The organism is Streptomyces sp. 11x1 (assembly GCF_032598905.1).
GTDB lineage: Bacteria > Actinomycetota > Actinomycetes > Streptomycetales > Streptomycetaceae > Streptomyces.
This window is the reverse complement of the sequence record NZ_CP122458.1, coordinates 973,840-987,355: the sequence shown is the minus strand read 5'-3', so window position 1 is coordinate 987,355 and position 13,516 is coordinate 973,840. Positions and strand designations below refer to the sequence as shown.

The following is a 13,516-nucleotide window of genomic DNA, read 5'->3' as shown; positions in this document are numbered from 1 at the left end:
GTATCAAAGGACCTCTCATGCGCAAGGCAACCCTCCGCCGTTCTTGTGCGGCTCTCGCCGCCGTCACCTCCTTCGCCCTCGCCGTCACCGCCTGCGGCGGCACCACGAAGAGCGACGTCAAGGACGACTCCGCCTCGGCCGCGGCCACCGGCAAGGCCGACCCGAACGCCGAGCTGAAGAAGGGCCTGACCGTCGGCTTCCTGCCGAAGCAGGTCAACAACCCCTACTTCACCTCCGCCGACAAGGGCGGCGAGGCTGCCCTCAAGGAGCTGGGCTCCAGCTACAAGGAGGTCGGCCCCTCCAGCGCCACGGACACCTCCGGCCAGGTCAACTACGTCAACACGCTCACCCAGCAGCAGGTCGACGCCATGGCCGTCTCCGCGCAGGACCCGGGCGCCCTGTGCACCGCGCTCAAGCAGGCCATGAGCAACGACATCAAGGTCGTCACCTACGACTCCGACACCAAGCCGGAGTGCCGCAACGCCTTCGTCTCGCAGGCCGGCGCCGAGGACCTGGGCCGCACCGAGGTCCAGCTGCTCGCCGAGCAGATCGACTACAAGGGCGAGATCGCGATCCTGTCGGCCGCGCAGACCGCGACCAACCAGAACACCTGGATCGAGTTCATGAAGGACGAACTCAACGACCCCAAGTACAAGGACATCAAGCTCGTCAAGGTCGCCTACGGTGACGACGACGCCCAGAAGTCCTTCCAGCAGACCCAGGGCCTGCTCCAGGAGTACCCGAACCTGAAGGGGATCATCTCCCCGACCACGGTCGGCATCAAGGCCGCCGCCCAGTACCTGTCGGGCTCCAAGTACAAGGGCAAGGTCAAGCTGACCGGCCTCGGCACCCCCAACGACATGCGCAAGTACGTCAAGGACGGCACGGTCGAGGGCTTCGAGCTGTGGGACCCGGCCAAGCTCGGCGAGCTGGCCGCCCGTACCGCCGTGGCGCTGGTCTCCGGCCAGATCACCGGCAAGGAGGGCGAGACCTTCACCGCCGGTGACATGGGCGAGTACACCATCGGCAAGGACGGCGTCATCAGCCTCGGCAAGCCCACCGTGTTCAACAAGGAGAACATCGACAAGTTCAACTTCTGATCTCCGCCCACGCGTTACAGCCACCCCCCTCACCCCCAGGAGCGGTATCTCATGCAGCGCGTCTGCTTCCTCCTCAAGGTCCGCCAGGACCGGATCGACGAGTACCGCGAGCGGCACGCCGCCGTGTGGCCGGAGATGCTCGAAGCACTCTCGGCCACCGGCTGGCACAACTACTCTCTCTTCCTGCGCGACGACGGCCTGCTGGTCGGCTACCTGGAGACCGAGGACTTCCAGGCGGCGCTGGCCGGCATGGAGGCCGCCGAGGTCAACGCCCGCTGGCAGAAGGAGATGGCCCCGTTCTTCGAGTCCCTCGACGGCGCCCGTCCCGACGAGGCCATGAAGCCGCTCACCGAGGTCTTCCACCTCGCCTGAACCCCTCCCGCAAGTCCCTCTCGCAATCCTGTTGCCAGCCCTTCCCGTACCCCTTCTCGTTCGACGACGGAGTCCCCCGAGATGAAGAGACGAACGCTGCTCGGTGCCGCACTCGCCGGCGCCGTGGTGACCCCCTCCCTCGGCGCCGCCACCGCCCGTGCCGCCGACCCCGGCCCCTCGGTCACCCAGACCGGCAACACCCTGCTGGACAGCCAGGCCATCTACTTCGTCTCCTACGACGGACTGGTCAACAACAACGCGTTCCAGAAGAACGCCCTGCTCACCTACAAGGGCTACCAGTACGCCGTCTGGTACACCGCCGACCGCAACGCCGTCGTCGGCCGCCGCGCTCTCGGCTCCGGCACCTGGTCCACCGTCAAGGTCGGCCACACCCTGCGGTACAACGACTCCCACAACGTCATCTCCATGGGCGTCTCCAAGGTCGACGGCCGCCTCCACCTCAACATGGACTCGCACAGCGACGGCTTCACCTATGTCAAGTCCGTCGCCGGCCTCATGGACGATCCGGCCGGCCTGAGCTGGACCACGAGCCGCTTCGGCGCCCCGCAGCCCACCCTCGACGGGCTCGGGCTCACCTCGCAGTTCACCTACCCGCAGTTCGTCTCGATGCCCGACGGCAAGCTCCAGCTGAGCTACCGTGCCGGCATCTCCGGCAACGGCCGCAACGCGCTCGCCGAGTACAACGGCACCTCCTGGACCAACCTCGGCGAGTGGACGTCCTCCACCGGCACCTACACCAGCGAGCACGGTTCCTCGACGGCCCGCAACATGTACCTGCACGGCATCGACTACGACCGCAACGGGCGCCTGCACGCCCTGTTCACCTGGCGCGAGCAGAACAACGCCGTGATGTGCAACAGCGGCGGCATCACCAACCACGACACGGGCTACGTCTACTCGGACGACCTGGGCCGCACCTGGCGCAACAACGCGGGCGCCGTCGTCGGCACCACCGGCGGCTCCGACCGGGTCTCCGTCACCGACGCCGGTCTCGTCGTGGACGCGCTCAACCCGGACCACTCCCTGATGAACCAGGAGAGCCAGTGGACCGACTCCGCCGGCCGACCGCACGCCATCATCAGCTACGTCCCCGGCCGCTTCGGCCAGTGCACCACGAACTACGTCGCCGACCGCACCGCCAACGGCCGCGCCTTCCTCGTCCGCAAGAGCGCCTCCGGCGCCTGGACGAAAACCGAGATACCGGTGCCGCTGAACTCCAGCCAGCGCACCAAGCTGGTCATGGACAAGTACAACAACGCCTACGCGCTCTTCCCGTTCGGCCGGATCGCCGGAGCCACCGCGGCCTCCGGGCACACCGACTGGAGGATCCTGTTCGACGGTTCGGGGCTCAACGCCTTCGGCGAGGTCGTGTTCGACGAGAGCCGGATCGCCCAGGACAACGTCCTGTCCGTGATGTACCAGGTGAAGTCGAGCGGCACCACACCGTCGGCGCTCCGCGTGATCGACTTCGCGCTGCCCGCCTGATCCGTCGTACCCCCGTACTCCCATACTCCCGTACGCCGGGAACGTTCCGCCGCTGACCGGGTCATTTCCGCTGAGGCCCGGCGGTAATGTGACCGTATGCCCGCCGCTCCGTACCTTCCTGGAGGTCCCCGTCCGATGTCGCAGTCGGTGGGTATCAAGGACGTCGCCGCCGCCGCCGGAGTCTCCGTCGGCACGGTCTCGAACGTCATCAACCGGCCCGACTCGGTGGCCTCCGGCACCCGGGCCCGTGTGCTGGCCGCCATCGACCGCCTCGGCTATGTCCGCAGCGAGTCGGCGCGCCAGTTGCGGGCCGGGCGGAGCCGCATCATGGGGCTGCTCGTGCTCGACATGGGCAACCCCTTCTTCGTCGACGTCGCGCGCGGTGCCGAGCGGGCCGCGCGCGACGCCGGACTCGGCGTGATGGTCTGCAACAGCGCGCAGAGCGCCGGCGAGGAGTCCGAGTACCTCTCGCTCTTCGCCGAGCAGCGGGTGCGCGGGGTGCTGCTGACCCCCGCCGACGCCACGGGACGCAACATCGAGGCGTTCCGCCGCCACGGCATCCCCTTCGTCCTCGTCGACCGGGTCGCCGAGGGCACCACCGAGTGCTCGGTCTCCGTCGACGACGTGGCGGGCGGCGCCCTCGCCGTACGGCATCTGGTGGACGCGGGCCACCGCTCCATCGCGTACGTCAGCGGACCGGCGGGCCTCAACCAGGTCCGCGACCGCCGTACCGGCGCCCTGGGCGCCCTGCAGGAGGCGGGACTCGGCCCCGAGGCCCTGCGGGAACTGCCCACCGAGCGCCTCGACGTGGCCGCCGGCCGAGACGCGGGCGCCCGCCTCCTCGGCCTCGCCGACCGTCCGACCGCCGTGTTCTGCGCCAACGACCTGCTCGCCCTCGGCGTGCTCCAGGCCATGTACGCGGCCGGGGTGAGCGTCCCCGACGACCTCGCCATCGTCGGCTACGACGACATCGAGTTCGCCGCCGCCGCAGCCGTCCCCCTCACCTCCGTACGGCAGCCCGCCGTCACGATGGGTGCGCTCGCCGCCGAGCTCCTGCTGGAGGAGACCGAGGCCGAGACCGCGCCCGTCCCGCACGAGCACCGGCGGGTCGTCCTCCAGCCGGAACTGGTGGTGCGGCGCTCCAGCCTCGCGGCGCGCTGAGTGCCCGTTCAGTAGGCGCGTACGAGGGCGGCCGTCGTGCTGATCCCGGGTTCAGCGACAATTTCTTGATCCACGGGGTCGGCCGGGCGGAGAATCTGTGCTGGACTGGACCACGGCCTGGAATCCGTCCGCTCAGGGAGCCCCGTTGTCCGTCAGCTACCGGCAGCCCGGTGTCGTCCTCACCGACCGCCGCTTCACCGTCCCCCTCAAGCACGACGACCCGTCGGGTGAGCGGATCGAACTCTTCGCACGCGAGGTCGTCGCGAGCGACAAGGCGGACGCCGAACTGCCCTGGCTGGTCTATCTGCAAGGCGGCCCCGGCTTCGGGGCGAACCGTTTCGTCGGCCGCGAGGCCTGGCTGGGACGGGCCCTCGACGACTACCGCGTGCTGCTCCTGGACCAGCGTGGCACCGGCGCCTCCACCCCCGCCAACCGCCAGACCCTCCCGCTGCGCGGCGGCCCCGTCGAACAGGCCGACTATCTGGCCCACTTCCGCGCGGACTCCATCGTCCGCGACTGCGAGGCCATCCGCCCCGAGATCACCGGCGGCGCCCCCTGGGCCGTCCTCGGCCAGAGCTTCGGCGGCTTCTGCGCGGTCACCTATCTCTCCGAGGCACCCGAGGGTCTCAGCCGGGTCGTCATCACCGGCGGACTGCCCTCCCTCGACGCGACCGCCGAGGAGGTCTACCAGGCCGCGTTCCCGCGCATCGAACGCAAGGTCGCCGCGCACTACGCCCGCTACCCCCAGGACGTCGAGCGGGCCCGGCAGATCGCCGAGCACCTGCTCCAGCAGGACGTGGTCCTGCCGAACGGCCACCGCTTCACCGTCGAGGCGTTCCAGTCCCTCGGCATCCTCCTCGGCCGCGGCGACGGCAGCCACCGCCTGCACTTCCTGCTGGAGAACGCCTTCGTCCCCACTCTGCGGGGCCCCGTCCTCTCCGACTCCTTCCAGGAGGAGGTCCAGGGCCTGCTGTCGTACGCCGGTCACCCTCTCTACGCCCTCCTGCACGAGGCCATCTACGGCCAGGACCCGGGCCCCACGAGCTGGGCGGCGGAGCGGGTGCGCGGGCGGCTCCCGCAGTTCGACGCCGCCAAGACACTGACCGGCGACGGACCGCTGCTGTTCACCGGGGAGTCCGTGCACCCCTGGATGTTCGACAACGACCCCGCCCTGCGGCCCCTGCGCGAAACCGCCGAGGCTCTGGCCGAGGAGCGGGGCTGGCTGCCCCTGTACGACCCGGAGCAACTCGCCGCCAACGAGGTCCCGGTCGCCGCCGCGATCTACCACGACGACATGTACGTCGACACCGCCCACTCCCTGCGGACGGCCCGCTCGATCCGGGGCCTGCGCACCTGGGTCACGGACGAGTTCGAACACGACGGCGTACGCGCGGGCGGGCCGAGGGTGCTGGACCGCCTGCTGGCGCTCACGCGGGACGAGGTGTGACGTCGGCGTTCGGCGTCACCGCCTAGCATGTAATGCATGCCTGGTAATAGTGACCCTTACGACCTTTGTGGCCCGTACGAACTGAGTGTCGGCGTGCCCTCCATCGAGGTCTTCCGCCGTCTGCGCACCGATGCCGGTCTCTCCGACAAGGACCCCGAAGCCGTGGCCCTCGCCCTCCCGCACACCTGGCACGGGGTGATACTCCGGCACGCGGGGGAGCCCATCGGGATGGGCCGGGTCATCGGCGACGGTGGCACCGCGTTCCAGATCGTCGACATCTGCGTCCACCCCGCCCACCAGGGCCGCGGCCTCGGCAAGCGCATCATGGCCGCGCTCACCGGCGAGCTGGAACGCCGGGCCCCCGCCACGGCGTACGTCTCCCTGATCGCCGACGGCCCCGCCCGCTTCCTCTACGAGCAGTTCGGCTTCGCCGACACTGCCACGCACGACTCGATCGGCATGTATCGCGTGATGAAGGGGGGTTCGGGGGGCGGTGGGAGCGCGGATCCGCTTCGTGCGGGGCCGGCGCCCAGGGTCTAATGTGCCGACATGACCGCCCCCCAGAAGGTTCAGCCGGAGCAGCTCGCGCCCATGCCCGAGGACTGGCGGCGTGCTCTTGCCGTCGTGGCCCATCCGGACGACCTCGAGTACGGGTGCTCGGCGGCGATCGCCGCGTGGACCGACGCGGGCCGTGAGGTCGCCTACGTCCTGGTGACCCGTGGCGAGGCGGGCATCGACACGCTGGAACCCGCGCGGTGCGGCCCGCTGCGGGAGCGGGAGCAGCGGGCGAGCGCGGCCGTCGTGGGCGTGTCGGAGGTCGAGTTCCTCGACCACGCGGACGGCGTCGTCGAGTACGGGCCCACGCTGCGCCGAGACATCGCGGCCGCCGTCCGCCGCCACCGACCCGAACTGCTCATCACCCTCAACCACCGCGACACCTGGGGCGGCGTCGCCTGGAACACACCCGACCACGTGGCGGTGGGCCGCGCGACCCTGGACGCCGCCGGGGACGCGGGGAACCGCTGGATCTTCCCCGAACTCGTCGAACAGGGGCTGGAGCCCTGGAACGGCGTCCGCTGGGTCGCCGTCGCCGGTTCCTCCAGCCCCACCCACGCCGTCGACGCCGGCCCCGGCCTCGACCGCGCCGTCGCCTCCCTCCTGGAGCACCGCACCTATATCGAGGCACTGACGCAGGAGGACCCGGAGACCTACGCCCGCGCATTCCTGACCGGGTACGCCCGCGCCACGGGCGAGCGGTTCGGCGGGCGGCCCGCGGTGGCCTTCGAGGTGTTCCCCCGGTGACGTGCGGGGCTCGTGGTGCACGGCGGACCCCTCGGTGAGTTCTCGTTAGGGTGAGCCGTATGGAACAGACATCCGGTGCGGCCCGCCGCGCGCCCGACCTGCGTGATCTGCGCGCGGACTGCGGCAGTTGCTTCGGCCTGTGCTGCGTCGCCCTGCCCTTCGCCCGCTCGGCCGACTTCGCCGTCGACAAGGCCGCGGGCCGGCCGTGCGGCAACCTCGCGGAGGACTTCCGCTGCGGCATCCACGACCGGCTCCGGGGCGAGGGGTTCACCGGCTGCACGGTCTACGACTGCTTCGGCGCCGGACAGAAGGTCTCGCAGGGCACGTTCGGGGGTGAGAGCTGGCGCACCGGCGGTCGCGAGCACGCCCGGCGGATGTTCGATGTCTTCCCGGTCGTGCGTCAACTCCACGAACTCCTCTGGTACTTGACCGAGTCGCTCACCCTCCCCGCCGCCCGTCCCGTGCACGCCGACCTGCGCCGCGCGCTCGACGAGACCGAGCGGCTGACCGGGGGGACGGCGGAGGAACTGGCGGAGCTGGACGTCGCCGCGCACCGGCAGCGTGTCAACGTGCTGCTGCTGAGGGTCAGCGACCTCATGCGCGCCGGCGCCGGACGCGGGCGCAACCGGCGGGGGGCCGACCTCATCGGTGCCCGCCTCAAAGGGGCCGACCTCAGAAAGGCCGACCTGCGGGGTGCCTACCTCATAGCCGCCGACCTGACCGGCGCCGATCTGCGCGGTGCGGACCTGATCGGCGCCGACCTCCGCGACACCGACCTCACCGACGCGGACCTGACCGGCGCGTTCTTCCTGACCCAGCCCCAGCTCAACGCGGCCCGCGGCACCGCCTGCACCCGGCTGCCGACCTCAGTCACCCGCCCCGGTCACTGGACAGCGTGACGGCGACGCCGGGGGCGGCGGTGACGGGTGCTCTGCGGTGGCCCGTCCCACCACCCCTTTCCGTCGCTCCACGTTCAGCCGCAGCCCCTCCGGCATCAAGGTCAGCCGTTCCGCCACCCGCAGCCGGTACCCCGGCTCCGGGCTCAGCTCGTACCGGCGCAGCAGCAGGCCCAGCACCAGCGTGGCCTCGTGCAACGCGAACTGGCGGCCGATGCAGGCCCGGGCCCCCGTACCGAACGGCTTGAACGTGTGCGGTGCCCGCGAGCGCACCGCTGCCGCCTCGAAGCGGTCCGGGTCGAACCGGTCGGCGTCAGCGCCCCACACCGCCGGGTCGCGGTGCAGCATCGCCGTCAGCAGCAGCGCCCAGGCGCCGCGTCGCATCGGATGGACCCCGCCCAGTACGGTGTCCCCGCGGGCCTCCCGGGAGAAGGCGGGCGCCGTCGGCCACAGCCGCAGCGCCTCGTCCAGCACCCGGCGCACGTACCGCAGTCTGGCCACCTGCTCGTAGCCCGGCCGTACGGTGTCGCCCCACACCCGGTCCACCTCGGCGCGGGCGCGGGCCGCCAGGTCCGGGTGCCGGGCGAGGTAGTGCAGGGCGAAGGACAGGGCGCCCGAGGTGGTCTCGTGCCCGGCGACCAGGAAGGTGATGACCTGCCGTCGTACGTTCTCGGCGGACAGCCGCTCCCCGGTCTCCGGATGCGCCGTCTCCAGCATCCGGTCGAGCAGATCACCGCTCCCGGCCCCGGCGCCACGGACACCGAGTCGGCCCCCGGTGCCGGCGGAGGACCGCCGCGCCCGCACCACCGCGTCGACCGTCTCGTTGAGGTGGGCCATGTCCGCCCGGTTGTGCCGGGCGGCGTCCCGCAGCAGCAGGGGCACCAGCGGGTCGGGGACGACGTTGCGGCGCTGGGCGTAGGTCAGGGTGCCGACCATCGCCTTCACGAAGGGGTGCGGCCGGGAGCGTTCGAAGGAGCCGAAGTCGTGGCCGAAGCCGGTGCGGGCGATCGTCTCCAGCGTCAGCTTGGTCATGTCACCGGGCACGTCCACGGTCTCGCCGGCCTCGCCCGCCCGGTCCCAGTGATCCATCAGCCGCTCGGCGACGTCGAGCATCAGTGGGTGATACCCGGCCATGGCCTCCCGGCTGAAGCCCGGGGCGAGGACGTCGTGGGCGAGCTGCCAGTTGGGCTCGTGGTTGTAGGCCGTGAAGAGCCCGTCCCCGGCCACCGGGCGCAGATTGGCGACGCCCACCCCCACGTGCTTGGCGAACCGTGACTCGTCCGCCAGTTCGGCCGCGAGGTCCGCGCCCCCGACGAACACGATCTCCTTGGTGAACGCCTTCCGCCGGAAGATCGGCCCGAGCCGCCGCCCGAGCCGCAGGGACTCCTGGACGGGCGTCCGCAGGTTCGTCCCGAGGGCGTCGCCGATGACGGGGATCCGGTACGGCGGGTGCGGTATGCGGTGCAGCTCGGGCCAGCCCAGCTCCGCGCTGCGGAAACCCTTGGTGGTCGTGGTTCCCGTCGTCGCCGTCATGACCACCTCTCCCTCGCGCGCACGCCGTGCCGGGGCCGCCGCGACTTGTTGTACTCAGGTTCAATAGCTGTCCCAGTCTCGTCCCGCTGTTGAATCCACGTCAAGTAAAGTGACGGCATGGCAGCCAGGCAGGGTGAGCGCCCCCGTCGCCGGCTCAGCACCGAGGAGCGGCGGGAGCAACTGCTCGCGGTCGGGGCCCGGCTCTTCTCGGAGAGCCCGTACGACGACGTGTGGATCGAGCAGGTCGCCGAGATCGCCGGTGTCTCCCGGGGGCTGCTCTACCACTACTTCCCGAACAAGCGGGTCTTCTTCGCGGCCGTGGTGGAGCGCGAGAGCGAGCGGATGCTGCGGATCATGACCCCCGCGCCCGGCGGCTCGGCGCGCGAGCGGCTGGCCAACGGGCTCGACGCGTTCCTCGCGTACGTCGAGGACCACGCCCACGGCTTCCGGGCCTTCCATCGCGCCGACGCCACCGGGGACCAGACCGTGCGCAAGGTCTACCAGCGGGCGCTGGCCGCCCAGGAGGCCCAGATCCTGGCGGCCCTGGCGTCGGACGCGGAGTTCGCGGCGGCCCTCGACGGGCGGCCGGAGATGCGGCTCGCCGTGCGGGGCTGGCTGTCGTTCACGACGGCGGTCTGTCTGGAGTGGCTGAGGGGCTCGGAGTTGTCCCGGGAACGGGTGCGCGATCTGTGTACGCGGGCCCTTTTCGGGGTTCTCGTTCCCTGAGTTCGGGGTTCCCGTCCCCTGGCCGGCACCCGGTCGGCGCCTCGGCCGGTTCGTCGCGGCGAACGGAAAGTCCACGGAGAAAGTCCACAGGCTGTCCCGCGGTGGTTGGCGTACACCCCGATCTTCGGTAGCTTAGGCAAGCCTTACCTAAGGGAGGTTGGGGATGGGTGACCGTCACACCTGGACGGCCGCGCCGGCCGCGGCCGAGCGTGCCCGCTCGGTGCTCGCGGCGGCGTGGTCCTGCGCGGTGACCGCCGAGGGCGGCCGCGAGGAGTTCGTCGGCGCGCACAGCGTCACGGAGGACGGCCGGGTGATCCTGAGCGTCCCCGAGGACAGTACGCTCGTCGCCGCCGCGATCTGCGCCCCGCGCGGCGAGCCGTCCGCGGTGCTGGAGTTCGCCGATGTCGCGCCCGTCCCCGTGCGCAACCGCATCCGGGCCCGGCTGTGGATCGTCGGCTGGTTCGCGCCGAAGGACGGCGACCTGGAGTTCAAGGCCACCCGCATCGTGCTGCGCGAGCCGTCCGGCGCGGTCGTGGTCGACCTCGACGAGTTCGCCGCCGCCGCACCGGATCCGCTGGCCGCGGCCGAGTCCCGGCTGCTGACCCACCTCGCCGACGCCCACCCGGACGCCGTCGAACGCCTCACCCGGCTCGTACCGCACGACAGCCTGCACGGCGCCGTACGCGTCCAGCCGCTCGCCGTCGACCGGCACGGCCTGACCCTGCGCATCGAGCGGGCCCGCGGCAACGGCGACGTACGCCTGACCTTCCACAAGCCCGCCGACGACATGGCGCAGCTCACCGAGCGGATGCACATCCTGCTCTCCCAGGCGGGCACCGCGTCCTGCCCGCGCGCCCTACAGCGGCAGCGCACAGACGGCGACGGGTGACGCGAACGGCGCGCCCGCGCGCCGCAGCCCACCGCTGTCCGCGTCGACCTCGAAGACGCTGACCGCGCTCGACCGCTGCAACGCGGCGAAGAGCAGGCCCCCGTCGGGCGAGAGGGCGATCTGGCGCGGGAAGTCCCCGCCGACCGGAACGGTGTCGAGCAGCCTCAGCCGTGCGCCGTCCGCCTCCACCGCGTAGCGCGTCAGGCTGTCGTGCCCCCGGTTGGCGAGATAGGCGTACGAGCCGCCCGGCGTCACGACCAGCTGCGCCGGGTAGTTGGTGCCCGCACCCGTGCCCGTGGGCTGCGGCGGGCCCGGCGTGAGCCGCCCCCGGTCGGGCTCGTAGGCGCAGACCACGACCGTGTTGTCCACCTCGTTGGCCAGATAGGCGTACCGCCCCTCGGGATGGAAGGTCAGGTGCCGGGGCCCCGCACCCGCTCGCAGGCGCGCCCGGGACACTTCGGTGAGCGTGCCGCGGGACTCGTCCAGCCGGTAGGTGTAGACGGTGTCGGTGCCCAGGTCGACGGCGAGGACATGGCCGCCGTCGGGGCTCGTGACGATCTGGTGCGCGTGCGGCCCGTCCTGGCCCGGCCCAGGCGCCGGACTGCTGTGCACCACCAGGTCCGTGCGCTCGCCCAGCGCGCCTGACTCCTCGACGGGGTGCACGGCGACACTGCCCGAACCGTAGTTCGCGCTCAGCAGCCACCGCCCGCTCGGGTGCACCGACAGGTGGCAGGGCGCCTCGCCGCCACTGCTCCGGGTGCCCAGTACCTTGCGGTCGGAGAGCCGTACGGCGGTCACCCCGCCCTCGGGCCGCTCGTTCACGGCGTACAGCGTCCGGCCGTCCGGGTGCACGGCGAGGTACGACGGGTCGCCGACCCCGCCGATCGTCCCCTCACCCGTGACACGACCGCTCCGGGGGTCGTACGTCGCCACCCCGATGCCGTCGCCGCCCTCGGCGGAGGTGTACGTGCCGATGTAGAGCGGCTGGGGGCCGGTGCGGGCGGGGGAGGGCTCGGCCGTCGCGGACTCGGTGCCCGACCCGGCCCCGGCCTCCGCCGACGGAGCCGTCGGGGCGTTCGTCGCGGGGGAGGGCGACGCGGAACCGGTCGTCCCGTCGGACCCCGCGCAGCCTGCCAGGACGGCCGGTACGGCTCCCGCCAACAGCCCCAGGGCGCGGCGCCTGCTCCAGCCGCCCCGGTTGCCAACCGCCTCGCTCGTCATTCGTCGCACCTCGGGTGTCGCTTCTCTCGGCCGTCACCACCTTGACGGGTCCGAGCACCCCGGCGCAAAGGCGAAGGCGGGCGTCGCGCGCCATGCGACGCCCGCCGTTCGTCCGCGGGCGGTCGGTCGTGGCCGACCTCGGGTCCTCGCCGCCGGCTACCAGTCGCCGTCCTGGATCGGCTTGCCCGGGGCGTCACCCAGCGGCTTGACCTGGCCGGGAGCGGGTGCCTGCCACGGATCGAGGTCGTCGCCGAGCCAGTCACCGACGGGTTTGACCGTGCCTAGGGCGTCGGCCGGGTCGAGATCGTGGGCGTCGTTGTCGTAGTACTCGAACCACGGGAGCCCGGCCCGCGTGTACGCCGCGCGGTCCACGGGCGACGGCGGCGGGGCCTCCCCGGTGATCCGGCGCCACTCGGGCGGGGTCACCAGATGCACGAAGACCCGCCCGGACGGCCGCTCCGCCCAGCTGCCGCGCGGCCAGGTGTCCCGGTAGACCTCCTGCCGCATCGACCCGCCGACCCCGAGACCCATCGCCGCCGGAGCCCGGGGCGGAGCCGCGGGACCGCTGCGCTGCGGGGCCGCGGCGGGCGCCGCCATCGGGTACGCGGCACCCGGCGGCATCGGGCCGCCGCCCGGTGCGGGCGGCAGGGGGGCACCGCCCGGCGCGGGGGGCAGCGGGGCTCCGGTGGCCGGGGGCGCCATCGGCACGGCACCCGGCGGCGGCATCGGGACCGGGCCCGTGCCGGCGAAGAGGGTGGTGGTACCGAGCGCGGCGAGGTCGCGCTCCCGCTCGGCCCTCAGCCGCTCCTCCTCCCGCCACACCGCCAGCTGCTTGTCGTTCAGCGGGAACGACTGCAGCTGCACCCCGCCGAACACCTCCTCGCCGGTGACCTGACCCTCGACCGTGGCACCGAGGCCGAGAGGCACGGCCACGAACTGCCTGACCGTGCCCTTGCCGGAGTTGATGCCGTCCAGCCAGGGCTGCCGGGGGAGTACGACGTAGTTCTGCGGATCGCGGGCGAGCGCGCCGGTCCACGGCTTGCCCGACACCGCGCACACCTTGCCGACCCCGACCTGGAGCGCCGCCGGTTCCGTGGAACCGCCGAAGTGCAGCCACATCGCCTCGCGCAGATACACGGGGAGCATCACCCCGCCGCGCGCCCGCATCTCGGCGGGAGCGGTGTGCGGATGGTCCTCGACCCGGCGGATCGGGAAGTCGCCCAGTCCGGGCGGGAGTTGGTGCGTCCCCGTCTCCGGCAGACGCAGGGTGCGGATGAAGCGCACCCGCACCCCGCCCGGCAGATGGAGTGTGGTCCCGTCGATCCGCACGGTGCCTTCGGCCATTCCGTACGCTCCCCTCGTC

At 72.0% G+C, this 13,516-nt stretch carries 13 protein-coding genes; 10 read left to right on the top strand and 3 right to left on the bottom strand.

The genetic code is table 11. The annotated features are described in order from the left end of the window. The first annotated feature begins 17 nt into the window (after positions 1-17). The 8 genes from rhaS to P8T65_RS04710 all read left to right on the top strand — a co-directional run bounded on the left by rhaS (position 18) and on the right by P8T65_RS04710 (position 7,787). The gene (gene rhaS, locus P8T65_RS04745; protein ID WP_316724139.1) at positions 18-1,100 is read left to right on the top strand and encodes a rhamnose ABC transporter substrate-binding protein; all 1,083 of its coding nucleotides are present in this window, start codon (positions 18-20) and stop codon (positions 1,098-1,100) included. 51 nt (positions 1,101-1,151) lie between these two features. After that, positions 1,152-1,472, top strand: a complete 321-nt coding sequence (locus tag P8T65_RS04740; RefSeq protein ID WP_030043960.1) for an L-rhamnose mutarotase — start codon at positions 1,152-1,154, stop codon at positions 1,470-1,472. An 81-nt stretch (positions 1,473-1,553) separates the two neighbouring features. Continuing rightward, a complete protein-coding gene (locus P8T65_RS04735; RefSeq protein ID WP_316724138.1) occupies positions 1,554-2,978 on the top strand; it encodes a BNR repeat-containing protein in 1,425 nt (474 codons plus the stop codon). 135 nt (positions 2,979-3,113) lie between these two features. After that, positions 3,114-4,139: a LacI family DNA-binding transcriptional regulator gene (locus P8T65_RS04730; RefSeq protein WP_316724137.1), complete on the top strand. Its 1,026-nt coding sequence runs from the start codon at positions 3,114-3,116 to the stop codon at positions 4,137-4,139. Positions 4,140-4,284: 145 nt separating this feature from the next. After that, complete coding sequence (locus P8T65_RS04725) at positions 4,285-5,586, top strand: alpha/beta fold hydrolase (RefSeq protein ID WP_316724136.1); 1,302 nt, start codon at positions 4,285-4,287, stop codon at positions 5,584-5,586. A gap of 36 nt (positions 5,587-5,622) precedes the next feature. Further along, complete coding sequence (locus P8T65_RS04720; protein ID WP_316724135.1) at positions 5,623-6,126, top strand: GNAT family N-acetyltransferase; 504 nt, start codon at positions 5,623-5,625, stop codon at positions 6,124-6,126. A 9-nt stretch (positions 6,127-6,135) separates the two neighbouring features. Next, positions 6,136-6,888 carry a PIG-L deacetylase family protein gene (locus P8T65_RS04715; RefSeq protein WP_316724134.1) on the top strand — a complete coding sequence of 251 codons (753 nt, stop codon included), beginning with the start codon at positions 6,136-6,138 and terminating at the stop codon, positions 6,886-6,888. Between the two features lie 59 nt (positions 6,889-6,947). Next, a complete protein-coding gene (locus tag P8T65_RS04710; protein ID WP_316724133.1) occupies positions 6,948-7,787 on the top strand; it encodes a pentapeptide repeat-containing protein in 840 nt (279 codons plus the stop codon). Here the strand turns inward: P8T65_RS04710 and P8T65_RS04705 are convergent. After that, complete coding sequence (locus P8T65_RS04705; RefSeq protein WP_316724132.1) at positions 7,755-9,317, bottom strand: cytochrome P450; 1,563 nt, start codon at positions 9,315-9,317, stop codon at positions 7,755-7,757. The two genes, P8T65_RS04710 and P8T65_RS04705, sit on opposite strands and share 33 nt — an antisense overlap. A gap of 117 nt (positions 9,318-9,434) precedes the next feature. Here P8T65_RS04705 and P8T65_RS04700 point away from each other — a divergent pair, with 117 nt between their 5' ends. After that, entirely contained in the window at positions 9,435-10,043 is a 609-nt protein-coding gene (locus P8T65_RS04700) for a TetR/AcrR family transcriptional regulator (RefSeq protein WP_316724131.1), read from the top strand. A 163-nt stretch (positions 10,044-10,206) separates the two neighbouring features. Continuing rightward, on the top strand, positions 10,207-10,932 hold the full coding sequence (locus P8T65_RS04695; RefSeq protein WP_316724130.1) for a DUF2470 domain-containing protein: 726 nt from the start codon (positions 10,207-10,209) through the stop codon (positions 10,930-10,932). Here the strand turns inward: P8T65_RS04695 and P8T65_RS04690 are convergent. Together P8T65_RS04690 and P8T65_RS04685 are read right to left on the bottom strand one after the other, a co-directional pair. Then, positions 10,900-12,153 (bottom strand): lactonase family protein, encoded by a 1,254-nt coding sequence (locus P8T65_RS04690; protein ID WP_316724129.1) that lies wholly within the window; start codon positions 12,151-12,153, stop codon positions 10,900-10,902. The two genes, P8T65_RS04695 and P8T65_RS04690, sit on opposite strands and share 33 nt — an antisense overlap. Positions 12,154-12,309: 156 nt before the next feature. Next, complete coding sequence (locus P8T65_RS04685) at positions 12,310-13,497, bottom strand: GyrI-like domain-containing protein (RefSeq protein ID WP_316724128.1); 1,188 nt, start codon at positions 13,495-13,497, stop codon at positions 12,310-12,312. Between the last annotated feature and the right edge of the window lie 19 nt (positions 13,498-13,516).

Coding starts and splice junctions, on each gene's coding strand:
- P8T65_RS04705 (WP_316724132.1), bottom strand. CDS start 9,317: ATGACGGCGACGACGGGAACCACGACCACCAAGGGTTTCCGCAGCGCG.
- P8T65_RS04735 (WP_316724138.1), top strand. CDS start 1,554: ATGAAGAGACGAACGCTGCTCGGTGCCGCACTCGCCGGCGCCGTGGTG.
- P8T65_RS04710 (WP_316724133.1), top strand. CDS start 6,948: ATGGAACAGACATCCGGTGCGGCCCGCCGCGCGCCCGACCTGCGTGAT.
- P8T65_RS04730 (WP_316724137.1), top strand. CDS start 3,114: ATGTCGCAGTCGGTGGGTATCAAGGACGTCGCCGCCGCCGCCGGAGTC.
- P8T65_RS04690 (WP_316724129.1), bottom strand. CDS start 12,153: ATGACGAGCGAGGCGGTTGGCAACCGGGGCGGCTGGAGCAGGCGCCGC.
- P8T65_RS04715 (WP_316724134.1), top strand. CDS start 6,136: ATGACCGCCCCCCAGAAGGTTCAGCCGGAGCAGCTCGCGCCCATGCCC.
- rhaS (WP_316724139.1), top strand. CDS start 18: ATGCGCAAGGCAACCCTCCGCCGTTCTTGTGCGGCTCTCGCCGCCGTC.
- P8T65_RS04695 (WP_316724130.1), top strand. CDS start 10,207: ATGGGTGACCGTCACACCTGGACGGCCGCGCCGGCCGCGGCCGAGCGT.
- P8T65_RS04685 (WP_316724128.1), bottom strand. CDS start 13,497: ATGGCCGAAGGCACCGTGCGGATCGACGGGACCACACTCCATCTGCCG.
- P8T65_RS04740 (WP_030043960.1), top strand. CDS start 1,152: ATGCAGCGCGTCTGCTTCCTCCTCAAGGTCCGCCAGGACCGGATCGAC.
- P8T65_RS04720 (WP_316724135.1), top strand. CDS start 5,623: ATGCCTGGTAATAGTGACCCTTACGACCTTTGTGGCCCGTACGAACTG.
- P8T65_RS04700 (WP_316724131.1), top strand. CDS start 9,435: ATGGCAGCCAGGCAGGGTGAGCGCCCCCGTCGCCGGCTCAGCACCGAG.